Here is a 25,775-nt window from a genome sequence, read left to right on the forward strand (position 1 = left end):
GCTTTATCTACTCTCTGATAGCGTACCTTTCGCGTAATTGAAGTGTGTTTTACTTTTACAGCAGTACATTTATAAATATAATCAAAGCAAGCCTATTCATTAGCATGACTAATAAACATGAAGCAGCTATCACTAGACACATTGCGTACCTTTGTTAGCGTTATCGAGCTTGGCGGATATGCCAAAGCGGGGGATTTTTTGGGGCGTTCTCAACCGGCCATTAGCCTACAAATTAAAAAGCTAGAAACTCAGCTTGATAAAAAGCTTTTTACCAAAGTTGGCCAGCGTCATGTACCTAGTGCAGATGGAAATTGGCTTTACCCTAAAGCGAAAGAAATACTCGAGCTCAATGACAACATTTTTCGCAGCTTAACGCCGGCGCCTTTAAGTGGCCGTTTACGTTTAGGTATTCCAAATGAATTTGCGTCAACGCTGCTGCCGGGGCTTATTGGTGAATTTTCCAAACGTTACCCTGACGTATCATTAGAAGTCACATCTTCGCTTAGTCGCGACCTGCTTCACCCGAGTCAGCGAGACCATTTTGACTTAATTCTGGCCCTGGTTAACCCTACAGAACAAACAGAGGGTGAAATCGTGCTTGAAGATGAGGTTGTGTGGGTAGGTGACAACGCCCACCCATTGGTAGGGCATAGTATTCCACTGGTTTTAGCGCCAGATGGCTGTATGTATCGAAGCCGGGTGATAGAGCAACTAAAACAGCAAACGTTCGCTTGGAAAATTAACTATACCAATGCTGATTTAGGCGGCCTAGTCGCAGCCATACAACAGGGGCTTGGCGTTACGGCCTTAGCAAAATCAAGCCTTCCAGCAAATTTAACTGTGTTAAATCACCCGCACCTGCCAACGCTTGGAAAAGTAAACATTTGTTTGTTTAATCAAGATACTCAACACCCACTGGTAAGTAAAACACTCGCCGAATTTTTTAAAACACGCTTAACGCAACAACATTAGCGCGTTAAAGCAGAGACTCGTTCCTTGCTCTGCTTTAGGCGTATTTGCCAATGGCGCTTAGCCGTCAGCGTTAATTTTCTTTATCAGTTCGTTAAGAACGTCGTCAGACCTACTGGTTTCTACCTGACACGTTCCTGCGTTTAAATGGCCACCGCCACCATAGTTAAGACAAAGCTCACCGACATTGGTATTGGCACTGCGATTAACAATAGACTTACCTATAGCAAACACCACATTTTGCTTTTTTAAGCCCCACATTTTGTGAATTGAAATATTACACTCTGGATACATCGCATATATAACAAATCTATTGGTGGCATATATCGTTTCCTGGTCGGTAAGATCTAATACCACCAAGTTGTTATGTACCGTTGCACATTTACTGATCTGTGCCTTCGCAAGCTCGTTGTGCTCGTGATATAAGTTCACGCGTTCAGCAACATCTTCCATCGCTAAAATTTCTTCTATGGAATGGTCTTTACACGCGTCAATTAACTTCATCATTAACTGATAATTTGAAATGGTGAAGTCTCTAAATCTCCCCAACCCTGTCCGAGCGTCCATTATAAAATTCATTAAAACCCAGCCGCTAGGCTCAAGAATTTCTTCTTCTGTGAACTGCGCCGAGTCTCCTTTATCAACGGCATCCATCATGTCTGTCGAGATATTTGGGAACGACGCACGCCCACCATAGTGGTCATAAACCACGCGCGCCGCAGAAGGCGCTTTAGGATCGATAATATGGTTCTCAATATCACCTGAGTTCCTTACGGTCTCACTCAGGTGGTGATCGAAGGCTAAGTGGCACCCCTGCACATACGGTAGATTTGTTGTGATATCGTTTGCAGTGATCGCTATTTTTCCATCTTGCATGTCTTTTGGATGCACAAACAAGATATCATCAATAAGGTCTAACTCCTTCAGTAAAACCGCACACACTAAGCCGTCGAAGTCGCTTCGCGTTACTAATCTAAACTTTTTCTCAGACATACCAATTCCATAGTCAATAAAGCAATAATGATAAGTGTAGTAGCTAACTCAAAATTTGAGAGATGATGCTCACCATTTGAAATGTAGACGAAATATGCACTTGCGTTTCGGTTAACCATTACAAGAACGTAACGGTATGGGTTATAGATAATTGCTAGAATACTTAATCGATTAAGAAGGGTTCAAGTTCAGGTTTTTTTAGAGGGTGTCATGTCGTTCCTAATCATTGTACTAACACTATTTGTTTGTATTGTTGGTTATGTATTTAAGCAAGAAATCCATAAAGTGGAAGCGCTTCAAAATGCTCGACTCAAGAATAGCGAGTCTGCACATAGTGACTGAGCGCTTGTCGCGTATGTTGGAAATGTTTACTTGTCACATCAACTAAACCTTGTGCCAATTTACATATTTTTAAGCTATGAATGCGCTATGCCCAAATCACCATTATTGCAGCAAGAGCGATGAGGGAAAGACCGAGAATATCATTGCGGGTCGTTTTATTTTTCAGCCAATAACGAGATAAAAGAATGGTTAACAGCAGCTCTACTTGGCCTAACGTTTTTACTAACGCAACGTTTTGCAAGGCCATGGCGGTGAACCAACACACCGAGCCTAAACAACTTATCAGGCTAATTACGAGTACTTGTTGTTTTACGCCCAGCAATTGATTAAACACATACGGTTTTTTTATTAATACGTAGCCGCACAGCGCAACAGTTTGAACACACAATACAAGAAACAATACCCATGCAGCCGCCAGTTCAGAATTAAGGCCAATTAAAAAACATGCCTGCCTAACCAACAGCGAAGATAGCGCAAAGCACGCTCCACACCCTAGCCCAATTAGCATTGTGTTAAAACTTACGTCTTTCAGTCTACTACCACTGCTTATTAGAAAAACCGCAACTCCGCCAATGACAATGCCTGTCCACCCTATAGCTGTTAAATGGCTACCGAAAAAAACAACCCCTACAACAGCCGCCACCAAAGCTTCACTTTTTGCAAGCCCTGCCCCGGTCGCAAAGTTCTTCTGTTTAAACAAGATCACCATCAGTGAGGTGGCGGAAATTTGAAAAAGCGCTGCGAGTAATACAACAAAGACAAAGCGTGTAGAAAAGTCAGGCTCGACGCCGGGCGATTTAAGCGACAGCACGATTAAATAACAAAGCGCAATAGGAGGCGCCAGAACAAAACGTGACAAAGTAACGCCAGAGGTGCTCACCGACATACTTAGTCTGCTTTGAAGCGCATTTCGCACGGTTTGCAATACAACAGCGCTTAACGTCAGTATTATCCAATTCATATAGTAGCAGTGCCAAATGAACTCTTTGAAAGACCAGGATTAATGCATGTCGTTAATAGCCAAAAGCAGCCGTTGACACCACATTTCCTAAAACACACTAAAACCCGTGCTATAAGCCCATTGCATGGCTAACGAAGGCAGACTTCACCGCAGTAATTTTGTCGGTGGCTGATAAGCCTATTCCTCTGACTAACTTCTTGAACGGGTCATCACCATTAAACAAAAATTTAAAGCCGTCCATCGCTGCTATCATTTTTACAGCTTCAGTTTTGCGGCTTCGCTCGTAACTGCGAAGGTGTTTGTGAAGGCCTATGTCTTTGCCCGCGTCACTGAGGTTTCTTAGTGTTTCAGCCAATGACAACGCGTCTTGCATCCCCAAATTTGCGCCTTGGCCCGCAAGCGGATGAATAGTGTGTGCTGCATCGCCTACAAGCGCCACGCCATCTTTCGCCCACTGCCTTGCATAACGCATGGTAAGTGGAAAAGCAGCCCGTTCGGTTTCAAGTGAGATCGTTCCAAGCACGCTATTGCTTGCCGCGGTAAGCGCGTTGCAAAAAGCGACATCGTCTAACGCCATAAGCGAGGCTGCCTGCGTTGGCGTTTGAGACCAAACAATTGAACAAACATTCGGCTTTGCCATGGGGAGTAATGCAAGTGGACCTGTGGGTGTAAATGCCTGACGCGCTACGTTGTTGTGAGGCAAGCTTGTTCTTATATTTGCGACTATAGCCGTATGTTCGTAGTCTTTGAAGGTAATGGGAAGGCCGGCCTGCTTTCTTACAAACGAATGAGCGCCATCAGCTCCCACTAACAATCTACAACTTAATACGTTGTCATTGTCTAACATCAGCATGGTTTGGCTAACGCCAGATAACACCCTATCAATTCCAGCAGTCACAACCTGAACATTAGGCTGTGCCTCAACCGCTTTGGCTAACGCATTTACAAGCGCTTGGTTCTCTACTATCACACCTAACGCATCACTGCCCATTTCATCGCACGAAAAATGTATGTCACCAAAACTATCACGGTCCCACACATGCATAGCGGTATAAGGGTTTGCGCGGTCTTGCTGTAAATGAGGCCAGATATCATAGCGGTGTAACGCTTTAATATTTGCCTGATTAATTGCACTTACACGGGCCGTTGGCTTATCTGAAAGCGCTTGGTAGCAAGGCGTTTTATCGATAATCGCGAGATTTAAATCACTGTTTTTAAGCGCAGCGGCCAAGGTTAACCCTACAATGCCACCACCCACGATCGCTATATCAACATGCTGCATTATTATCTCTGTTTCTATCTGGTGTTATGCCATAACCTGTTGTGTGTTTAACAAAGGTTTTTTTCGCTTCAGGCATCATACTCAACGCAAGCAGCGATATGTTCCTTCCAATCACAGTAGGAAAATAGTGGTTGGAGAATGTTCTTACTAACGTATCGGTAAGTGCAATTGTGTTGGCGCGATCTTTTTTGCGTTCGTGCGCATAGCGCTGTACAACATTAAACGCACCAGCGTCGAAAGCACTATTATGCTTTTTTTGTTCACGGCGTTGCTCGTTATCATTCGATTTTGCATGCTGTGCGCTCAACTCAAGTAACGCATTTTTTAACACAAGCAAAAGCGCGCTGATATCGCGCAGGCCTAAATTAAAGCCTTGCCCAGCAATAGGATGCAGCGATTGCGCTGCATTACCTATTACCACTGTACGGTGCGTGGCTACCTGTTCAGCCTTGGTAAGCGCCAACGGGTAACTCGCTTTACTGCTTACCCTTTTTATTGTGCCTTGGCGGTAACCAAACGCTTGCTGTAGCGCGGTTATAAAGGCGTCATTGTTCATTGCCATCAGCGCATCAGCCGCTTGCGTCTCCACGGTCCACACCACTGAAAAACCATTTCCTTTTGCTTTAACGCCGTTAATTTCACTGTCAAACGGCAGAAAAGCAAGGGGCCCTGAATCAGTAAAACGTTCGTATGCTTTATTATCGTGAGGCATTTGCGTGTGGACGTTAAACACAATAGCGGTCTGATGGTAATCGGTAATTGTTTTTTTGATCCCCACACTCTCGGCCAATCGGGAGCGACCGCCGTCGGCAAGTACCAGAAGTTTAGTCGTTAACGCCTCGCCACTATCAAGTAAGATATCAACGTGATCAAGATGTTGCTTTACACTTACCACTTTAGCCGGGGCTAGGTGCTGATAAGCTGCGCTTGCATGTGCTGCAAGGCGGGTGAATGCACCCAAGCTCACCACTTGACCAAATGCGTCTACGTGATAATCATCGCTGTGAAGATTTAACAGCCCTACATGCCCTTTGTCACTTACTTCGATATGCTTTATATCAGGAGGCAATTCGCCGTTATGTTGCTTAGCTAAGCTGTCGAGGCTTAGACCGACAGCAGCTAATTCATTGACCGTCCGCCTTGACAGCGCGATGACACGCGTATCGGTGAACGGGTTGAAGTCATTAAGGGTCCCCTGAGTTTCCAACGGGTCTGCTGCATCTATTAATACAACACGTAACCCATCATGTTTGGCTTCAATATTGTTATAAGAAACACCTTCTGACAGTGCTTTGGCAAGCACAGTACCTACAATACCACCACCAATAATAACTACATCAACCGCTGCCGAACCCACTATATTTGCCTTCCTATCGCGTTAGCTTTTGCGCTTTTAATTGTTTTATTTACCCTGTTGCCATGAGTGTTTCGATGTCGTCAATGTCTTTGGGTACGTCTGCGGTTAGAATATCAACACCTGATGCCGTAATCACCACATCATCTTCAATGCGCACACCAATCCCTTTGTATTGGGTAGGCACATCACTGTCTTGACTAATATAGATTCCAGGCTCAACCGTAATTACCATACCGGGTTTTAGCGGACGATCCTCGCCGTTCGTTTTATAATTACCTACATCGTGCACATCAAGCCCTAAAAAATGCCCTAGCCCATGCATATAAAATTGCCGCCAGCTCTCATTTTCAATGTTTTCTGCCACACTACCTTTCAAAATTTTGAGGTCAACTAAACCCTGCGTAATAATTTCAACGCTACGGCGCATGGCGTCAGACATAGTGACGCCAGGGGCTAGCATATCTAAAACACTTTTTTGGGCCTGAAGAACAACACTGTAAATCTCACGTTGCGCATGGCTAAACTTGCCATTTGCAGGGAACGTACGGGTAATATCTGCAGCATAACCCTGATATTCAGCACCGGCATCAATTAAGATCAAATCACCATCATTTACCTTTGCGTTGTTTTGCGTGTAGTGCAAAATACATGCGTTTTCGCCGCTTCCCACTATGGTGCTGTAAGCAGGAGAGCGGGCGCCTGCCATCGCAAACTCATGATGAATTTCTGCCTCTAACTGATATTCATAACAGCCTGGCGCCGCAAACTGCATCGCCCGTTTATGTGCACGCGCACTTATCTCACCGGCGGCTTTCATCATGGCGACTTCGCACGCAGACTTGAATAATCGCATTTCATGTAAAATTGGACGTAAATCATGAACCGCAGTGGGTGCAAGTGACTCTTTCGGTGCGTCGCGTAATGTGTTTAAGGCTTCTGCAAATAACGTGTCGTTACCCGTATTGTGGCCTAACGCAAAATACACGTTAACGTGACCTTGAAGTGATGATAGCAGTGCTTCGTCAAGTTCGTGTAGCTCAAATGCCTCATCTAAACTAAACCGGGCCAGCGCCGCTTCTGCACCAAGGCGCTTGCCGTGCCAAATTTCTGCACTCTTGTCTTTTTCCTGCACCACCATAGCGCGATAGCGCTCGCCATAGCGCGGATGATTAGACAATATTAGCCACGCGTTAGGCTCTTCAAAACCCGTCAGGTACCAAAAGTCGCTATCTTGTCTGAATGTGTATTCGGTATCTCGGCTTCGTGTGACCATTCCTGCAGCGGGAATAATACACACACTATTAGGCTCGCACTGAGCAAGTAATCGGTCTTGCCTTGCGATAAACTCTTGCGCACTAATCATAGAAGAGAAAACCCTAAATCTTATTAAAACGAAAGACTATTGTTATCAATGTACGGATGGACTGTCAGGTTGATCATCAAGAAGAGATTGACCGAGCTCACTAAAGCATAAAATGGCTGAAATTTTTACGTACTCCTCAACTTCAAACAATGCTTTTTCTGACTCTTCATCTGCATCCATTGGCTCTTCCATACGAGATATGTCGGAAAAATCCTCAAGCGCTTCTTTTACGTCGTCAGAACATTGCATAAGATCTTGCTGGTGAAGGCCGAAACCTAGCATGAAACCTTGCACCCAATTGATTAAAGCTGCACCACGGTCATTTATTGGCGCTTGATCGTCAGGAAGCATTAAGCTCAATGCGAATTCTGGCTCAAGAAGCTGCTGGCAGGTTTGGTTGAAAAGCGTGTTTAAAAGATGCTGTGCGGGGTCGCTGAAGCCATCTCCTTGATTAATTGTTTCACTTAACGCCTCAAGCCACTTGGGGTCGGTAAGTGACATACCACCGCAAAGCATACCGCACATAATGCCATGAACTTCTGCAGCATCGACAATCACGCCTTGCTGAGACAATTTATTACTTACGCTGTCGTAATCGAGCTGTTTTTCCACAATTCGTTCTCTTTATATTTGTGAGTGAGATGTCATTGCTGTAAATCGCTATCGATTAATTACAGCCTTGCCATCTGTTAATGATGTTAATACTAGCAAATATCAATATGTAACGCCTACCTTTGCAAACCCTATGCATTAACGCTGACATATGTGGTGATAGCATTTAGCGAGCCGATGTTGCTATGCCGTATATTCGATGTGTAGAAGTCGTTAACAGCTGTTTATTCACTATTCAAAAAAACTGAAATTGGAAGACTTCCTGAAATTCGTTGCTCAATTGCTAGCAACACAGATAGATTTAATCTAAGATCGCAATTGTTGGATAGGGAATTCCATTCGCAACAGTCATCAATAGTCGCGAGCTTGCGGCACAGCAAATTAGCTGTTTGGTTATTATTGAGCTTATTCCATATGCGTGTATAATTGCTGACCAACTGGTCAAGAAAGATATATTTTTCTACCGCTATTATAATTACCACGCAAAATAGTTATAAAGCGCGTTAGGTGATCCTCTTCACTGGATCCCGCGTTTGTTATACCCTGTTGCGTTCATACAACAACAATGTTTCCTGGGATGTTTGCTAGTTCATTCATGTCCCTGGCCGATGCTTTAAACCAAGGAAGTTGAAACAGCTGCTATTGTGCAAGCTCGACGCGTATCGAGAAGCCTACGGCAATTGTGATACTTCCGCCCTGAACTTTTCGGTTCACGGGCGAAACATGGACAGCGGCATTCTGGGAAGCGCCCTCTTTCGACGGAAGAAGAAATGGCAATAATAAATTTTGGCTCTATTAATATTGACCACGTTTATCAGGTTGGTCATTTTGTACAACCTGGCGAGACGCTGGCCTCTACCCATTATCAAACCTTGTTGGGTGGTAAGGGTGCAAACCAGTCTATTGCTTTAGCGCAGGCAGGTGCAGACGTACGTCATGTGGGCAGCATCCACGAAAACGACGCTTCATTCAAACAAGCCCTTATCAAGAAAGGTGTTGATTGCCGTGGCGTAAAATGCTCAGAAGTTCCTTCAGGCCATGCAATTATCCAAGTTACGCCAAGCGGTGAGAACGCCATTGTATTATTTGGTGGTGCAAATCAGACCATCACTGCGAAAACCGTAACGCAGGCACTAGACGACACGCGCCCTTCAGACTGGGTACTCACCCAAAATGAAACAAGCAGTATCGAAGACGTGCTTCGCCAAGCGAAAGAGAAGCAGCTTAAAGTAGCTTTTAACCCCGCGCCCATGAGCGACTCAGTTAAACAACTTCCACTGGACTGCGTGGATTTATTGATTGTGAACGAAACAGAGGCCGCAGCGATCACGGGTGAAGAAGAACTTGAAGATATTGTGACAGTGTTCAAAGAGCAGTGGTCACATAGCGAAGTTATTATTACACTAGGTAAAGCGGGTGTAATGATGTTGCGCAAAAATGAAGTTATTGAAGTAAACGCATTCTCTGTAGAGGCGGTAGATACTACCGCAGCCGGTGACACCTTTATCGGTTATTTCCTGTCTGCATATAGCAACCACACCGACGCGAAACAAGCATTGCGTCGCGGGTGCGCAGCTTCAGCTATTGCGGTAACTCGCGAAGGCGCAGCACAGAGTATTCCAACACAAAAAGAAGTGGATCGTTTCTTAGCGAAACACGCCAACTAGCAAGACGCACTGAGAAAATTTGATGGCACATAAGATCATTTTAGATACGGATCCGGGGATTGATGATGCAATGGCGATTTTTTTCGCTTTTCAGTCTCCAGACATTGAAGTACTTGGTTTAACGACTGTTTACGGAAACGTACCGGTAACAATGGCCGCGCAAAATGCCCTTACACTTTGCGAGATTGCAGGGAAAGATATTCCTGTAACCAAAGGTGTTGGCATGCCGTGGGTTGGCCCAGAATCTACGTACGCACACTTTGTACACGGTGAGCATGGCTTTGGTCATATCAAACCTGAAGCACCGAAAACCGAACTTGACCCTCGTAGCTCTGCACAGTTTATCGTTGATATGGCGCGTAAGTATCCAGGCGAAATCACTATTGTGGCTATTGGCCCTCTAGGTAACCTGGCACTTGCACTTCGTCTTGAGCCAGAGCTGCCGAAGCTAGTCAAAGGTGTTAGCATTATGGGTGGTGCAGCGTTTGTACCCGGTAACGTTACCCCTGTTGCTGAAGCAAATATTTGGAACGATGCGCACGCAGCAGAAATCGTTTTTGCAGCTGATTGGGATCTCACCATGTTCGGCTTGGACGTAACAAACTTCACGCCATTCTCTCCTGCATTTGTTGAAAAGCTAGAAGAGAAAAACAATACGCTTGGCGGATTTGTAAAAGAGAGCGCCCAGTTCTACATGGATTTCTACTCGCAAAACCGTGAAGATCGCGTGTGCTTTTTCCACGATGCGTTCCCTATCGCTCACCTTCGTCACCCCGAGCTATTTGAGCTTACTGAAGGTCATGTGCGCGTTGGAACAGGTGCACTAGATAGAGGGCAAACGGTTGTTGCACCAAAAGGCACAACACCGAGTCCGCTATGGAACGAAGCTAACACCATCAAGGTTGCGACAAAAGTTGACCATGCAAAACTAGAACAACTTTTTATTGATACTTATGCTATCTAACCTGTTGTGGTAATGTTGAGGGGTTGTAGTTCTACTACAGCCCCTTTTTTATTTAAACGAAATTTTTATATAGATGAAATCAGCGCAAATTCCACATAATGAAGACGAAAGGCTGGCAGAGCTACTGAGCTACGATGTGCTAGACACAGAAGCAGAACAACTGTTTGACGACCTTACCGCCCTTGCTTCACAAATATGTGATACACCAATTGCTCTGATAAGCCTAATTGATCCTGACCGCCAATGGTTCAAATCTAGGGTGGGTTTAGATGCCCAAGAAACACCACGGGAAATTGCGTTTTGCACACATGCAATCCTCCAAGAAGAAGTGTTCGAAGTTCCCAATGCTACCAAAGATCCGCGCTTTCACGACAACCCCTTGGTCACGGGCTCTCCCGACATTCGATTTTACGCAGGTGCGCCACTTATAACACCGTCGGGTCACGCAATAGGGACACTTTGCGCCATTGACAATAAACCTCGTACGCTTTCACAAGAGCAACGGGCATCACTACAAACACTGAGTAAATCAGTTGTCGCCCATTTAGAATTACGAAGAAAGAATCGCGAACTAGAGCGCACAAGTCAGTTTAAGTCAGATTTCCTGTCTTATATTAGTCATGAGATAAGGACACCACTTAACGCTATTAACACCTTTAGTCATTTATTAGAAGCTGAGGCCAAAAAGCTCTCTTTGCCGCATGCTTTCACTACCCCGCTGTCTCACGTCAGTAAAAGTGGTGAACGTCTGCTTGAAATCGTTAATTCCGTGTTGGACATAAGGCAAATTGAAGCCGGAAAAATGCGTGTAATGGCAAGACCGGTAAATAGCTACGACTTTTTCACTCATTTGTTTTCTTTAACAAAAATAAGAGCTCAAGACGCCAACATTTGTTTTACATCGCTTATTGACGATAGCGTACCACCCACTCTTTTTTTTGACGATACGAAATTTGGGCAAGTAGCGCTAAACATACTCTCTAACGCTATTAAGTTTACGAACAAAGGAAAAGCCGTTAAAGCGCAGGTAAAATTTAGAAAAGGGCGTATTGTTTTTTCAGTTGTAGATGAAGGAATAGGCATCAGCGATGTTGATCTTAAGCGTCTTTTTACCCCTTTTGAAAGAATGGACAACGCGCAACAAATAGAAGGTACAGGGTTAGGCCTCAATATTTCACAGCGACTGCTTAAACTTATGGATGGAACAATTAAAGTAAGCAGTAAACTAAACACAGGTACGCGTATTAGTGTGACATTACCTGCTGATGAATTAAACGATGAACAGTTTGTCGAAAGTCAGTCACGCAGCTTTATCGCTCAAGTAAAAGTAAAACCAAATGTGAATGTGCTGGCGGTTGAAGACCACTATATAAATCAGGTTGTCATACAAACACTATTCGAAAAACTAGGGCTTCCGCTTGCTGTGGTAGGTAGTGGTGAGGAAGGCGTTGAATACGTAAAATCTAATCCTGTAGATTTAGTACTCATGGACTTAAATTTGCCGGGTATTCAGGGCGATGAAGCAACAGAACAGATAAAGCAATTACACCCTGAGCTTCCTGTTGTTGCACTTACTGCTGACGTTATCACACATAAGCGAAAGCTATTAGATAAAGGGATGGATGACGTGCTTACCAAACCAATTGATAGTCAACAGCTTGTTAGCGTTTTAAATTCGCTATTAGGTGACGCTTAAAACTCAGCCTATGTAGGACAGCAATCGTGGATAAACAGTTAAACGGCCATAAGGCTATCACACAAGCCACGCTCACCTCTCGCGCTGCGCTTCGCAAGTCACTGAGACAAGCACGTAAGCGTTTATCCCCGGCATGTCAAACCACTGCAAGTAAAGCGATAACACACCATCTCTCCACCTATTTTTCTAACGCTTTTAACACGCCTACACTTAACGTTGCCGCTTACTTGGCAAACGACGGTGAGGTGGATGTTTTGCATTTTATACAACATAGTCACAAATTCTGTGACATTGAATTTGCACTTCCCGTGTTACATCCTATTTGCAAAGGCCACCTGTTGTTTTTACATTTCACGAAAAGTACGCCACTAGTAACCAATCAATATGGTATCAAAGAGCCGGAACTCGCCTGTCATAATGTAATACCCGTACGGCAGCTAGATGCGTTGCTTATGCCGTTAGTTGGCTTCGACAAATCAGGAAACAGACTGGGCATGGGTGGTGGTTATTACGATCGCACTTTGGCGTTTACAAAAGGTCAAACAGTTAAACCTAAACTCATTGGTATTGCCCATGATATCCAACAGGTCTCTAGCCTGCCTATCGCCCCATGGGACGTTCCCTTAGACGCAATCGTCACACCTACCGGGATATTATATCAATCCGCATAGTATCGAATTTTTAGTTGGTAGAATTAGCGATAACTTCGTCATATTACTCAATACTCGCAGTAAAAAACAAAATAATATTACTTAAGGCATTGAAATTTAAATAAATTTCAATTGGCGTTAATATTGCTCTTACCTTTCAAAAACACCACGAGCGCGACGTAGTAGCAGGTGGCGTAGAGCATTGCTCGCTGAGCCAATAATTATCTACGCAAACTGATATGAAACACGTTTAGCTCCACTTTAAGAAAAGGACAAAGGTATGTACTCCGATGAAGATTTAACGCTTGCCGTTGAGCATAATGTTATTACCAATGCTGACGCAGAAAATTTTCGACATTTTATATACGAAACACGAAATAGCGTTGCTGTTGATGAAGAAAACTTCCGTTTAATCAGCGGTTTTAACGATATTTTTGTTGTTATTGCGAGCACTCTGTTACTAAGCTCACTTGCGTGGTTCAGTTTTCACCTTTACGCGCCACTAGCAGGCATAAGTGTCGCTGTCGCATCATGGGTGTTGTCTGAATATTTCGTAAACAAACGTCGAATGGCACTACCTGCTATTACACTTTTGTTGTCTTTCCTGGCTGGTTTATTCGCCATACCAATTCTATTTCAGGCAGAGCCTAAATCTCTTGCGTTACTGGCATGCGGCTTATTAACCTCTGTTGGTGCGCTAGCGCATTGGGCAAGGTTTCACGTACCGATTACTGTTGCAGCCGGCGCTGCCACACTAGCGGCATCACTGCTTGCGGCTGTTGCCTACTTTGTTCCAATGTCGGTCGCGTACATAAACCAACTTATTTTACTATTAGGGCTTAGCATTTTTGGCCTGGCTATGTTCTGGGATAGCAGAGACACCGCAAGACAAACACGCGCTACCGACGTCGCTTTTTGGCTGCACCTAATATCCGCACCTATGATTGTGCATCCAATTTTTCACAGTTTAGGCGTGCTCGACGGTAATGGTGGTGTATTTATTACGTTTGCTGTATTGACACTTTATTTACTCCTCGCCTGCATTTCTATCGCTGTAGACCGCCGCGCTATTATGGTTTCTGCACTCGTTTATGTTATTTACACATTTTCGTCACTCATCGAAAATGTGGGCATGGTAACGTCAAGCCTTGCTGTTACTGGAATTTGTATAGGCTCAACGCTCTTGTTACTTAGCGCGTTTTGGCATTCTTGTCGTCGCGCTGTACTTAAACTGGTACCACACTCTATACAAAATAAGCTGCCACAAGCCAATGTGTAGGGCTATACCAGCCTCGGCTTTTTACGGTTTGTATATTTTTACTGTATAGAGAATATGCACACCTTTCGGTAGGCGCTTTAATGCAATTAAGTTACACTTTGCCTAACGTTATTCGGAGTGTGACCATGGATCAAAATGCAAAAAAACAGGCGGTTGCCAAAGCTGCCATTTCTTATGTTGAAAACGACAGTATTGTTGGGGTTGGTACTGGCTCAACAGTAAATTTCTTCATTGAAGAATTGGGTAAAATTAAGCATAAGATTGAGGGTGCTGTGTCAAGCTCTGAAGCCTCTACCGAACGGTTAAAGGCATTGGGAATTGAAGTTTTTGAGCTCAACGAAGTCAGCAACCTCTCAGTCTATATTGATGGTGCAGATGAAGTAACAGAGCACAAGCATATGATCAAGGGCGGCGGTGCAGCACTTACTCGTGAGAAAATTGTCGCAGGCGCTGCAAGTACCTTCGTATGTATTGTGGATGAGAGCAAACGCGTGCCTGTATTGGGCAATTTTCCGCTTCCTGTGGAAGTTATTCCAATGGCGCGCTCTTTTGTCGCGAGGGAACTGGTAAAACTAGGTGGCGATCCTGAATATCGTCAAGGTGTTGTGACGGATAACGGCAATGTCATTATTGATGTACACAACCTTGAAATTATAAACCCTCGCGAACTGGAACAAACTATCAACAATATACCAGGCGTTGTGACCAACGGCATTTTTGCACTTCGCGGCGCCGATATTGTGCTTAGTGCAACCGACAACGGCGTTGAAACTTTCAAGTAGCCGTACGATAAAACATCATAGTGACACATGCAGAAAATACTTCTTTCAACTTAGCGTATTTTCTGCTAATTTCCGTTTAGACGTCTAGATGGCTTTAATTTCTAGACATTATTTCGCGTTAAATGCGTCAATAATTAATGTGTAGGGCCACTCGAACACAGTTTTTATAATTAACGGTAATGAGCTTACGTAGAAGAACGCTATGGTTAGATACCTCTTCTAGTACATTACATCACATCAGCGAGAGATAACGAGTTCATGAGCAAAGTTTCATTAGAGAAGGATAAAATCCGGATATTGTTGTTAGAAGGTGTTCACCAAAGCGCTTTGGAAACCCTTAAAAACAATGGGTATAGCAACATAGAGTTTCTTAAAACATCCCTTCCAGAAGATGAGCTAATTGAAAAAATTAAAGATGCTCATTTTGTCGGGATCCGCTCGCGCACGCAAATTACAGAGAAGGTTGTTGACGCTGCCCAAAAACTTGTCGCCATCGGCTGTTTTTGTATTGGTACGAATCAGGTCGACCTTGAAGCTACTCAGCGACGCGGTATTCCCGTATTCAACGCTCCATTTTCTAACACCCGCTCCGTAGCCGAATTAGTACTAGGTCAAATCATTCTGCTGCTGCGCCAAGTGCCGTCAAAAAATGCCAAAGCACACCGTGGGGAATGGGAAAAAACAGCGGTAGGTTCATATGAGGCGCGTGGGAAAACCCTCGGTATTATCGGTTACGGTCATATCGGAACGCAGCTGAGTATTCTTGCTGAACACCTAGGTATGCGCGTTCAGTTCTTTGATATAGAAGATAAGCTTGTATTGGGGAACTCGGCGCAGGTCAAATCATTAGAGAAGCTGCTTAATACTTCTGATGTGGTATCACTACACGTGCCTGAAACGCCGCAAACACAGGATATGATTGGCGAAAAAGAGCTGTCACAAATGAAAAAAGGCAGCATACTTATCAACGCGTCTCGCGGTACCGTGGTCGACATTGAAGCGCTTGCCAACGCATTGGAAAGCGGCCACCTTAACGGCGCAGCAATTGATGTGTTCCCTGTAGAGCCCAAGTCAAACACGGAAGAGTTTGAATCACCACTTCGCGCGTTTGACAACGTTATTCTTACGCCACACGTAGGCGGTAGCACACAAGAAGCGCAAGAAAACATTGGTATTGAAGTTGCGGGTAAACTAGCGAAGTACAGTGACAATGGTTCAACGCTGTCAGCCGTGAATTTCCCAGAAGTATCGCTTCCTGAACACACCGGCCGCTCGCGTTTACTACATGTGCATAAGAACCAGCCAGGCATACTTACTCAAATTAACCAAGCGTTTGCAGAAAAAGGCATTAACATTGAAGCTCAGTACCTACAGACAAATTCGGAAATTGGTTACGTGGTCGTGGATGTGAAAGAAGACCGTGGCTATGAAGCATTGGCAGAGCTTCAACAGATTGACGGTACGATCAAAACTCGTATTCTTCACTAAAATCGGCTTTAAACAAGCAAAAAAAACGCTGCAAAATACGCAGCGTTTTTTGTATGTGTACCTCTGTTTTCACGGCATGCCATTCCAGCTATTAGGCTACCTTGTCGCTGGCCCAGGCATTCAGAAAAACTTAGAAGAAGTTGTAAACTAAGCTAACCGCAGTTTCGGTATCAAGTTTCTCTACGTTTTCGTCAACGTTGGTGTTGTGGTCCAACTTAAAAGAAAGACGCATAGAAAGGTTTCCGCTAATCGTAGCTGTAAGCGCCGACTCAGCGCGCGACTTGGTGTTGTCAGCACCCACTTCCGTACTCACCGTTTGAGTAAATTTAGCTGTGTCTGAGATTTTCCACGAATATGCGCTTGATGCACGAAGTATTACACTATCTAAATCTTCACCTTCTTGCGTTTCAATAAATGAATAACCAGGACCAACTGAATACTCTAACGTGTGGCGTTTATTTTGTATTACCTTTTGGTTCCAACCAGCAGCAATGGTAGCTTGGTAGTTAAAGTTGCTGAATCGATCATCTTCGTATGACGCGAAGCCGAACAGTCGGTTGTTTGGGTTTTCTAGCTTATAGTTACCCTGCGCTGACCCGAAGAACTTCTGCGCTGAAGTAAATTCAAAATCTTCTTGCTCGCCTGCTTCATTTTCACGTTGAACTGTCTCTTGCTTGTAAAGACCTTTTAAAACATAGTCATTACTCCAGTTCTCTAATTCCTGGTGCGCTTGAATGCCTGCACTAATAGACGTTGTTTCAGTGTTACCAGACGTTGAGATAAATCCTAACTCACCTTCCATAGTAAAAGGTTTTACGTCTTCATCTTGTGCAAAGGCAGCGGGAGAGAGAGATAATGCTACTAGAGACGCGAGCAGTTGCTTTTTCATTAAACAATCCTATTAGTTGTCTTTCCATTTGTTATGCAGAAACCCATAAGAACGACAGGGGCGCACAACGCGAATACTGTAAAATTTGGCTTGCACCGAACTGCTCAGTTCTTGAGCGCCGGCAGTGATGTTGCGCAGTGTACCGATTTCACTCAGTCAGTCAATGAAACCAAGGTGTAATCAGCACTTTTTCGAGACAATTTACACTAATTGCCTAGTGGTGACATGATATGGGCCATGGGATAAAGCGCTTTGAACCTTTATGAACGCATTCATTTTTAAAAAAACTGATAAACCAACGCTACTGAAGTCTCTGTACTCAAAGAATCTACATCTTCTGGTGTATCTGACTCATAATTTAAAATAAACGACAGCTTCATTGCTAGTGAACCAAATACATTCGCCGACAACGAGGTTTCTGAACGTGACTTGGTGTTTTCCTCTCCAGCTTCTGTACTGAGAAATTGGCGTAATTTAGCCCCTGAACTCCAATGGTATTTATATTCTGCAGATGCACGAACGATAATACCGTCGTTAACAAGATTATCGTTGTTTTCCTCTGCTTCAATAAAGCTATATCCTGGTCCAATACTATATCGAAACTCACTGTCTTCATTGCGCCAAAGGCGTTGTGACCATCCCGCAGCTAACGACGCTCGGTGGTCGTAGCCATTAAACTGATCGTCTTCATAGTCACCGTACATAAACAAACGACGCCCTGGACTTAGCAACTTGTAATCAAACTGAGCACTACCGAAAAAGCGCTGCGCACTAACTTCTCGTTGCGACGTGGGGCTACCGCTTTCTTTATACAAAAGCTCAGCGAAATAAATACTACTCCAATTCTCTGTTTCATAGTCAGAGTTAACAGCCGCCTTTACACTCGCTGCTGAGGTGTTTCCGGTGTTAATAAGTACACCTAACTCACCATCGAGTCGAAACCGAGGGATCTCGTCGTCGGTGTCAGGTGTAAAATCAGCGTGGTATAACGTTCTGATGAGATCTTTTGCTTGCAAGGGGGCACATACACCAGCGCAAAGTGTACATATTGCAACTACAGAAAGGAGGAGCTTGTTAAACATAATCTTATTTTTCGTTTAGCTTATTATTTTCAGATTACGTCTTAGTTCGACGTTTGCTTGCGACTACTCCCAATGGGAGCGTGATTTCAGGTAAGAGTCTTACCTTATTTTATGGATGATATGCACGCACCTAGTGAATCAATGAAACAATTTTTGCCGTTTCTTGTTCAGCATAATCAATAGCATTACCAATCATTTCCATATCTAAATCAACTATATTGGCTATATTTGGCGAGAAAAGTTCAATATCGGCATAACGTTCGTCGTCTACTTGGCTCAACGTAATACGATGAGCTAATGCCAACAGCGCTATGTCAATGTCTAAGTGTTGTTTATCGACATCATTCATATGACTGACAGGATAAAACAGCACTAAAGGTAACAACCATCGCTCCAAGATGATACCGCTGCATTGCGCAAACGTAAAACCAAAATAGGCGTGTTGGTTCATGCATGGAAGTTCAGTATTTTCAATAGACGTATATGCTTGATAGCGTTTAGGGTCCCGTTTTGCCACTACCAACTCGCTGAGGTTGTGCAAAATACCCATTACAAAAAAGCGTTCTGCCCCTCTAATATTCAGACGCATGGCTAGACTTTTTGCAACCATCCCGCAAAAAACGGAGCCGTACCAATGTTTGTCTAAATCGATGTGCTGATTGTCAAAACATTTAAAGGCACTGTTTGCTGTTTCGGCTATAACCAAGTTGTATAGCGCTTCACCACCAATCACATTTACTGCTTTTGCCACAGATTCTATTTGTGACGGAAACCGAAAAAGAGAACTGTTTGCCAATCTTAAGACTTTGGCCGTTAGCGAGGGGTCGATGCTAATTAAACTTCCTATATCTTCAGCGCTAGAGCGAGGATCATCCAACGTTTCGCGAATACGCACGCAGACTTCAGGCATGGTAAATGATTTTGTGGCGAACGCTACGTATTTATCTAACGACATCTTATACTCTCATCACTGGCTGTTATGCTAACAGTTCGTTTCATTCACCTTCAAAGAAATCAAATTGCTGACTATCTTGCTTCGGTTGTTGCATGTTCTCTCTTCTCTGCCTTGCTAAAAATGCGCGTTTTCTCTTTACACAGACATTGATTATTTGTCGTTTAGTGGCATCGTCCACCTTGAGCCAATACAAACGCTCGTCACGGCTTCTAAAGCACCCCTTACAAAATCCTTTCGGCCCAGACTCACATACCCCAATACATGGGCTTGGAATTTCGAAAAATTCTAACTGCATCGACGGTGAGCTTTGTTCTGCCATGCTTCTGGCCTAAATAAAGGTTTAAGGCTTACTTCATTATAAAGTTAAACGTAACTTGCTGATTTTAACCACTAGACATTAGCAGCAAATTATACATTTATGCGCGAGGTATACCAATGTTATGCCACTTCATTGCAATCTGCACCCTAGCATTTTTATTTAATACCGGTTTTGATAGGACAGGTTACTGGCATAAAAAAAGGCCACTCAAATGAGTGGCCTAAAGAGCCCCTTAAGAGGGCAACGCTTGGGTAGACGGGAGAGTTAACCTTTACGCTGTATGAGGTAGTAAAATACTGGGGTTAAGATAAGGCCAAATACGGTAACACCAATCATGCCTGAGAATACTGCCACCCCCATGGCTTGACGCATTTCAGAGCCAGCACCGGTTGACACCGCCATTGGCAGCACACCCATGATGAAAGCAATGGATGTCATGAGTATGGGGCGAAGACGTAAGCGGCTTGCTTCTTTTATGGCTGAAAGCGCGTCCATTCCTTTGTCTTGAAGTTCTTTCGCAAACTCAACAATAAGAATGGCATTTTTGGTAGCAAGGCCAACCAAGACAATCAAGCCTATTTGGGTGAAAATATTGTTGTCGCCGCCGTAAACTTGCACACCAATAAGCGCGCTCAGCAAAGTCATGGGAACAATCAATATGATTGCCAGTGGCAAACGCAGGCTTTCGTATTGCGCAGCCAGCACTAAGAACACTAAAAGCACAACTAATGGGAATACAAACGCTGATGCATTGCCCGCTAATATTTGCTGATAAGTAATCTCAGTCCACTCGTAAGTCATGCCAAGGGGTAAGGTTTCAGCCAATATTTCTTCAATAGCCGCCTTCGCTTGGTCAGACGAATAGCCTGGCGCTGCTGCACCGTTTATTTCAGCGGTGACGTATCCGTTATAGTGCATAACACGGTCTGGGCCTGCACTGTGCTCAATGTTCAAGAATGAGCCAAGCGGGATCATCTCACCTTGTGCATTACGCACTTTAAACTGCGTAATGTTCTCAATATCCTGACGGTATTGGGCATCAGCTTGTACATTTACTTGGTAAGTTCTACCGAACAAGTTGAAGTCGTTCACGTATAACGAACCTAAGTAGCCCTGCATGGTGGTAAACAAGGTATCGATGTTTACACCTTGGCTTACCGCTTTTTCACGGTCTACATCTACATCTAGCTGAGGTACAGCAACAGTGAAGCTAGTGAACGCATCGGTAAGCGCTGGGTGTGCCCACGCTTTGCCAATCACTTCTTGCGTTACACGCTCAAGTTCTTCAAAGCCTAGGTTTCCTCTGTCTTCAACCTGCAAACGGAAACCACCAATCGTGCCTAACCCCATTACTGGTGGCGGCGGGAATATCGCCACAAAGGCACCTTTTATAGACCCAAAGTTTTGGTTAAGCTGGGCAGCAATAGCACCACCCGATAGGTCAGGCGTCGTTCTTTTATCAAAGTCAGTCAGGGTTGCAAACAGCACGCCTGAGCTTGGGCTATTAGTGAACCCGTTAATGTTCAAGCCAGGGAATGCAATTGCATCTTCAACACCAGGGTGTTCCATCGCGATACGAGACATTTCACGGATCACTTCTTCAGTTCTGTCTAAGCTTGCTGCATTAGGCAATTGAGCAAAGGCGACCAAATACTGCTTATCCTGCGGCGGAACATAGCCCGTTGGTGTATTGGCAAACTGGAAGTAAGTGAGCCCTAGCAAACCTGCGTAAAGCACCATAATGATACTGCTCTTACGGATAAGTCCACCCACAGCACCAGTGTAGCGCTTTGAGTTACGGTCAAAGAAACGGTTAAACGGTGCAAACACAAAACGGCCAAACACTTTATCCATCAATCGGGTTAGCCAGTCATTCGCTTTACCGTGAGGTTTCAACAGTAATGCAGATAATGCAGGGCTTAGCGTTAACGAGTTAATTGCAGAAATTACTGTAGAAATAGTGATAGTAAGTGCAAACTGCTTATAGAACTGCCCGGTAAGGCCGCTCATGAAAGCGGTAGGTACAAATACCGCAGCGAGCACCAGTGTTGTGGCAATAATAGGACCGGTTACTTCTTTCATTGCTTGTACGGTGGCATCAAAAGGTGCCTTGCCTTCAGAAATATTACGCTCTACGTTTTCGACAACAACGATAGCGTCGTCCACAACAATACCGATTGCTAATACAAGCCCAAACAGGGACAGTGCATTCAGCGAGAAGCCCATCAGCTGCATAAAAGCGAACGTTCCCACAAGTGAAATAGGTACCGCAACGAGTGGAATAATAGACGCACGCCATGTTTGTAAAAACAGTACAACAACCAGTACAACTAACAATACCGCTTCAAGAAGTGTACTAATTACCGCTTCAATCGAACCGCGAACAAATACAGTTGGGTCGTAGGCTATTTCGTATTCAAGGCCTTCAGGGAACGCCTTTGACAGTTCCGACATACGAGCGCGAACGTCGTCTGAAATTTGAATTGCGTTAGAGCCTGGAGCTTGGAAAACCGGCACCGCTGCCGCAGGGTTATTGTTAATAAGTGAACGCAATGCATAAAACTCTGAACCTAGTTCGATACGCGCAACATCTTTAAGACGGGTTATTTCGCCATTCTCACCCGACTTAACGATAATATTCTCAAATTCGGCTTCATCTTTTAAACGGCCGCGTACGTTAATAAGCAACTGAAATTCGCTGGTACCCGTAGGCTGTGCGCCTAGGCTACCTGCCGCCGCTTGCTGGTTTTGGTCGGCGATAGCTGCTGCCACATCGCCAGGGTTTAACTGGAGCGCAGCCAGTTTGTTAGGGTCTAACCACACGCGCATGCTGAACTCACCAGCACCGAACAGGCGCACTTGCCCAACACCATTAATTCGCGCTAGTTCATCTTTAACAAACTGATCAGCATAGTTTGAAAGATAAAGCATGTCATAACGCTTATCAGGCGACGTTAAATGCACCACCATGGTTAAGTCTGGTGACGATTTTTCGGTTACCACACCTAGGCGCTGCACTTCTTGAGGTAAACGCGGTGTCGCGCGGTTTACACGGTTTTGTACCAGCGTTGTAGCTTCATCTGGATCAGTGCCAATGGCAAACGTGATTGTTAACGTCATACGGCCATCACTGGTAGCCTGTGACGACATATATAACATGTTTTCAACACCGTTAATTTCTTGCTCTAGCGGTGTTGCAACGGTTTCGGCAATCACTTCTGGGTTTGCACCGGGATAATTCGCAGTTACCACAACGGTAGGCGGCACGACTTCTGGATATTCAGTGATAGGGAGTTGCCAAACAGCAATTGCACCACCGATAAAAATAAGTAGAGAAAGCACGCCCGCAAAAATCGGGCGGCTAATGAAAAACTGCGAGATATTCATTACTTAAGACCTGCTCTTGCTGTACCTGAGGTAAATGAACCACCAGATAAAACGTCTTCAACCTGCGCCATGTTTTGGGTTAGTTGTGTTGCGTTATCAACGCGTGACTGCCAGCTAGATAAGTTAGCCAGTGCATCTTCATCACCCATAGACACTTCGTTTGCGGCAACTTGGGCACCAGGGCGAACGCGCTGTAAGCCATCAACCACAATGGTGTCGTTTACATTCAAGCCGCTTGTGATAATGCGCATGCTGCCCACTTTGTCACCTAGCTTAACCGCGCGGTATTCCACTTTACTTTCGTCGTTTACAACCAGTACAAACTTGTTATTGAGATCTGTGCCGATAGCTTTTTCTTTAATAAGAATGCCCTGTTCATCGGTATCACCTGCTAACTTTAGGTGTGCAAATAAGCCAGGAATCAAACGCCCTTCTTCGTTATTAAACACAGCGCGAACGCGAAGTGTGCCGGTGCTACCGTTAACCTGGTTGTCAATAAAGTCGATTTGGCCCCAGTGGTTGTAATCAGACTCATTGGCGAGGCGCATAGCCACTGGCTGTTCATTGACTGCGGTAGACGCGTTGTTATCGCTACCTACGTAGTTCAGATACGTCTGCTCATCAATATCGAAATACGCATACAATCGGTCGGTGGAAACGATGCGGGTGAGTTCAGTTTGTCCTGCGGTCACAAAGTTACCCTCTGTGATGTTGGCACGCGATACTCGTCCAGAAATAGGCGCTTCAACACGAGCAAAACCGCGATTTAAGCGCGCGACTTCCAAAGCAGCCTGAGTTTGATTCAGACTTGCTAATGCCTGATTTTTTTCCGCTAGACGGGCATCAAGTACTTCCTCAGATACTGCTTGAGTTTTACGCAATTTAAATGCGCGATTGTAGTTTTGTTCGGCCAGTTGAACTCGGCTTTTTGCTTCTTCAAGCTGAGCGGTAAGGCGGTCAACTTCCGCTTTAAACGTGCGGTTATCAATCAGAAACAACGTTTGCCCTTGCTCAACATATTCGCCCTCGTCAAACGCTACAAAGTCGATATAGCCCGATACGCGGGGGCGAAGCGCAACAATGTGTGGCGACTCTAAGCGACCGGTGAAGTTATCCCATTCGGTTAACCGTTGTGATACTACCGTTGCAACATCCACAGGAACGCCTGCATTTGCGTTAGCGCTCATTGATTGACTTGGATCCTGCTCGTCACCACCGCATGCAGCGACTAGCGCAGTTAGGCTTACAATTGCCAATAAACGGGAAAAAGTTTTCATTGCAAGATTCTCTTAAAAATTAAACTAAAGTTTGATGCCGCGCATTATGCACACCCTCAAACAATAAAAATAATTATCTTTTTATATGCAACACATCACATGATGTTATATATTGAGAATAGCTCCCGAAGGAAAGGGCTTTTTTTTAAATTAAGAAGCGTTTTGCTACAGAGCAAACCAAAAAATCTATAGGAAAAGCCGAAACTTAAGTAAATAGTGGGCTGCGGCGTTGAAATGTATCAGTGTCGCTCGTCTCATTCATATGGAAAGTAAATACTTTTCGCTATAACCTATAACTAAACTATGTCAGTTGAATTACATACAAAATTACTATTGATTGATAAATCAGTAGATGAACGTACCTAATAGACAGTAGAGAAAACAATGCGCCCACATGATTTAAATTTGTTGATGATTTTTGATGCCATCATGACCGAGGGTGCCATTACCCGCGCGGCTGATAGGTTATCAATGACGCAGCCGGCGGTGTCTAACGCACTATCTCGCATGCGAGTCGCTTGGAATGACGAGCTGTTTGTTAAGGACGGACGAGGTATTCAACCAACATCGTTTGCTAAAAACTTGTGGAGCCAAATTCAAGGGCCATTAGGTGAGCTTGAAGTTGCCGTTAACCCCACAGACTTCAACCCTGCGACGGCTAAGCGCACTTTTCGTATAGCCGCAACTGACAGTATTGTTTCCATGGTATGGGGGCCGCTTCGCAAAGTTATTGAAAATGAAGCGCCAGGTATTAATATCCATGCCATTCCTAATTACGACATGGAAACCGATAAAATACTCAAAGATGCCGAAGCCGAATTGACATTTTCTAAATACCAGGAGCCTGGTTCGGTTATTCGCGCTGAGCATGTTCTCGACCCTAGTTGGGTGGTAGTAATGCGCCCCGATCATCCGCTTGCAAAATCACAACTAACGTTAGAAGACTTTGTCGCGGCTGACCATCTTCTGGTTTCCGTTACCGGCGATGTGACTGGCCCTACAGATCAGGTGCTAGCGAATTTAGGCCTTAAGCGCCGCGTGGCGATGTCAGTAAATCAATTTTATAACGCCACCCCGCTATTAAAAGAGAGTAATCTGATTTGTGTTGCCCCTTCTTTGGTAATGGAAAAAGAAATATTTTCCGGCGAACTAGCGGTATTTGAGACACCAGTGGAGATTATAAGCTCGCCACTGTCGGTTATGTGGCATAAACGGCAAGACCAAGATGCTGGATTGCAGTGGCTTAGAGGGTTGGTTGTTAAATTTATTCGCGAGCGTGTACAGCGCCACGAAATGCTGCTTTCTCAATGCTGCAGGAAAGCATACTGTGCAGAGACCGTTAAACGTTTTATGGATCAGCGTAATATGGATTGTGAAGCGTTCACGCCCGCGCACTTACAAACACCAAGTAACGATGAAGAAACAAAAGTCATAGCTGGCAAACAAACCGCTTAAGTCGTT

22 protein-coding genes and 1 other RNA gene are annotated in these 25,775 nt (G+C 44.5%); 11 read left to right on the forward strand and 12 right to left on the reverse strand.

The features are described 5' to 3' along the window. Window positions 1–117: 117 nt before the first annotated feature. Window positions 118–972: a LysR family transcriptional regulator gene (locus BK026_RS09495; protein WP_071815646.1), complete on the forward strand. Its 855-nt coding sequence runs from the start codon at window positions 118–120 to the stop codon at window positions 970–972. A 57-nt stretch (window positions 973–1,029) separates the two neighbouring features. Here the strand turns inward: BK026_RS09495 and BK026_RS09500 are convergent, their stop codons facing one another. Next, on the reverse strand, window positions 1,030–1,962 hold the full coding sequence (locus tag BK026_RS09500; protein WP_071815647.1) for an exopolyphosphatase: 933 nt from the start codon (window positions 1,960–1,962) through the stop codon (window positions 1,030–1,032). A 210-nt stretch (window positions 1,963–2,172) separates the two neighbouring features. Between BK026_RS09500 and BK026_RS19795 the strand changes: the two genes are divergently transcribed. After that, window positions 2,173–2,304 (forward strand): hypothetical protein, encoded by a 132-nt coding sequence (locus BK026_RS19795; protein ID WP_256253745.1) that lies wholly within the window; start codon window positions 2,173–2,175, stop codon window positions 2,302–2,304. 85 nt (window positions 2,305–2,389) lie between these two features. Here BK026_RS19795 and BK026_RS09505 read toward each other — a convergent pair whose 3' ends face one another. From BK026_RS09505 to BK026_RS09525, 5 genes are all read right to left on the reverse strand, one after another. Then, window positions 2,390–3,265, reverse strand: coding sequence for a multidrug transporter (locus BK026_RS09505; RefSeq protein ID WP_071815648.1), 876 nt, complete (start codon window positions 3,263–3,265; stop codon window positions 2,390–2,392). Window positions 3,266–3,374: 109 nt separating this feature from the next. After that, entirely contained in the window at window positions 3,375–4,547 is a 1,173-nt protein-coding gene (locus BK026_RS09510) for an FAD-dependent monooxygenase (RefSeq protein ID WP_071815649.1), read from the reverse strand. Further along, complete coding sequence (locus BK026_RS09515; protein ID WP_071815650.1) at window positions 4,534–5,907, reverse strand: FAD-dependent monooxygenase; 1,374 nt, start codon at window positions 5,905–5,907, stop codon at window positions 4,534–4,536. Before BK026_RS09515 ends, BK026_RS09510 begins: the two co-directional genes overlap by 14 nt. Window positions 5,908–5,953: 46 nt before the next feature. Further along, the gene (gene pepP, locus BK026_RS09520; RefSeq protein WP_071815651.1) at window positions 5,954–7,267 is read right to left on the reverse strand and encodes a Xaa-Pro aminopeptidase; all 1,314 of its coding nucleotides are present in this window, start codon (window positions 7,265–7,267) and stop codon (window positions 5,954–5,956) included. A gap of 45 nt (window positions 7,268–7,312) precedes the next feature. Beyond that, window positions 7,313–7,879: a UPF0149 family protein gene (locus tag BK026_RS09525; protein ID WP_071815652.1), complete on the reverse strand. Its 567-nt coding sequence runs from the start codon at window positions 7,877–7,879 to the stop codon at window positions 7,313–7,315. Window positions 7,880–8,445: 566 nt separating this feature from the next. Between BK026_RS09525 and ssrS the strand changes: the two genes are divergently transcribed. The 8 genes from ssrS (at window position 8,446) to serA (ending at window position 16,405) form a co-directional block, all read left to right on the forward strand. Next, window positions 8,446–8,628, forward strand: a non-coding RNA gene (gene ssrS / locus BK026_RS09530) — 6S RNA. Between the two features lie 21 nt (window positions 8,629–8,649). Next, window positions 8,650–9,546 (forward strand): ribokinase, encoded by an 897-nt coding sequence (locus BK026_RS09535; RefSeq protein ID WP_071817581.1) that lies wholly within the window; start codon window positions 8,650–8,652, stop codon window positions 9,544–9,546. Window positions 9,547–9,568: 22 nt separating this feature from the next. After that, window positions 9,569–10,510 carry a nucleoside hydrolase gene (locus BK026_RS09540; RefSeq protein WP_071815653.1) on the forward strand — a complete coding sequence of 314 codons (942 nt, stop codon included), beginning with the start codon at window positions 9,569–9,571 and terminating at the stop codon, window positions 10,508–10,510. Between the two features lie 73 nt (window positions 10,511–10,583). Beyond that, window positions 10,584–12,206 (forward strand): ATP-binding protein, encoded by a 1,623-nt coding sequence (locus BK026_RS09545; protein WP_071815654.1) that lies wholly within the window; start codon window positions 10,584–10,586, stop codon window positions 12,204–12,206. A 26-nt stretch (window positions 12,207–12,232) separates the two neighbouring features. Further along, on the forward strand, window positions 12,233–12,877 hold the full coding sequence (locus BK026_RS09550) for a 5-formyltetrahydrofolate cyclo-ligase (RefSeq protein WP_256253747.1): 645 nt from the start codon (window positions 12,233–12,235) through the stop codon (window positions 12,875–12,877). 259 nt (window positions 12,878–13,136) lie between these two features. Beyond that, window positions 13,137–14,135: a hypothetical protein gene (locus tag BK026_RS09555; RefSeq protein ID WP_071815655.1), complete on the forward strand. Its 999-nt coding sequence runs from the start codon at window positions 13,137–13,139 to the stop codon at window positions 14,133–14,135. 125 nt (window positions 14,136–14,260) lie between these two features. Next, on the forward strand, window positions 14,261–14,917 hold the full coding sequence (gene rpiA, locus BK026_RS09560) for a ribose-5-phosphate isomerase RpiA (protein WP_071815656.1): 657 nt from the start codon (window positions 14,261–14,263) through the stop codon (window positions 14,915–14,917). A gap of 258 nt (window positions 14,918–15,175) precedes the next feature. After that, window positions 15,176–16,405: a phosphoglycerate dehydrogenase gene (serA, locus tag BK026_RS09565; RefSeq protein ID WP_071815657.1), complete on the forward strand. Its 1,230-nt coding sequence runs from the start codon at window positions 15,176–15,178 to the stop codon at window positions 16,403–16,405. A gap of 130 nt (window positions 16,406–16,535) precedes the next feature. Here the strand turns inward: serA and BK026_RS09570 are convergent, their stop codons facing one another. From BK026_RS09570 to BK026_RS09595, 6 genes are all read right to left on the reverse strand, one after another. Beyond that, window positions 16,536–17,294, reverse strand: coding sequence for a YdiY family protein (locus tag BK026_RS09570; RefSeq protein WP_071815658.1), 759 nt, complete (start codon window positions 17,292–17,294; stop codon window positions 16,536–16,538). Between the two features lie 278 nt (window positions 17,295–17,572). After that, window positions 17,573–18,376: a YdiY family protein gene (locus BK026_RS09575; RefSeq protein WP_071815659.1), complete on the reverse strand. Its 804-nt coding sequence runs from the start codon at window positions 18,374–18,376 to the stop codon at window positions 17,573–17,575. Window positions 18,377–18,506: 130 nt separating this feature from the next. Further along, window positions 18,507–19,331 (reverse strand): HDOD domain-containing protein, encoded by an 825-nt coding sequence (locus BK026_RS09580; protein WP_071815660.1) that lies wholly within the window; start codon window positions 19,329–19,331, stop codon window positions 18,507–18,509. 40 nt (window positions 19,332–19,371) lie between these two features. Then, window positions 19,372–19,650, reverse strand: coding sequence for a DUF1289 domain-containing protein (locus tag BK026_RS09585; RefSeq protein ID WP_071815661.1), 279 nt, complete (start codon window positions 19,648–19,650; stop codon window positions 19,372–19,374). Between the two features lie 264 nt (window positions 19,651–19,914). Beyond that, on the reverse strand, window positions 19,915–23,037 hold the full coding sequence (locus BK026_RS09590; RefSeq protein ID WP_071815662.1) for an efflux RND transporter permease subunit: 3,123 nt from the start codon (window positions 23,035–23,037) through the stop codon (window positions 19,915–19,917). Next, the gene (locus tag BK026_RS09595) at window positions 23,037–24,314 is read right to left on the reverse strand and encodes an efflux RND transporter periplasmic adaptor subunit (RefSeq protein ID WP_071815663.1); all 1,278 of its coding nucleotides are present in this window, start codon (window positions 24,312–24,314) and stop codon (window positions 23,037–23,039) included. Before BK026_RS09595 ends, BK026_RS09590 begins: the two co-directional genes overlap by 1 nt. 384 nt (window positions 24,315–24,698) lie before the next feature. Here BK026_RS09595 and BK026_RS09600 point away from each other — a divergent pair, with 384 nt between their 5' ends. Then, a complete protein-coding gene (locus BK026_RS09600; RefSeq protein ID WP_071815664.1) occupies window positions 24,699–25,769 on the forward strand; it encodes a LysR family transcriptional regulator in 1,071 nt (356 codons plus the stop codon). Window positions 25,770–25,775 lie beyond the last annotated feature (6 nt).

The organism is Alteromonas sp. V450 (genome assembly GCF_001885075.1).
In the GTDB taxonomy this organism is placed as follows: domain Bacteria; phylum Pseudomonadota; class Gammaproteobacteria; order Enterobacterales; family Alteromonadaceae; genus Alteromonas.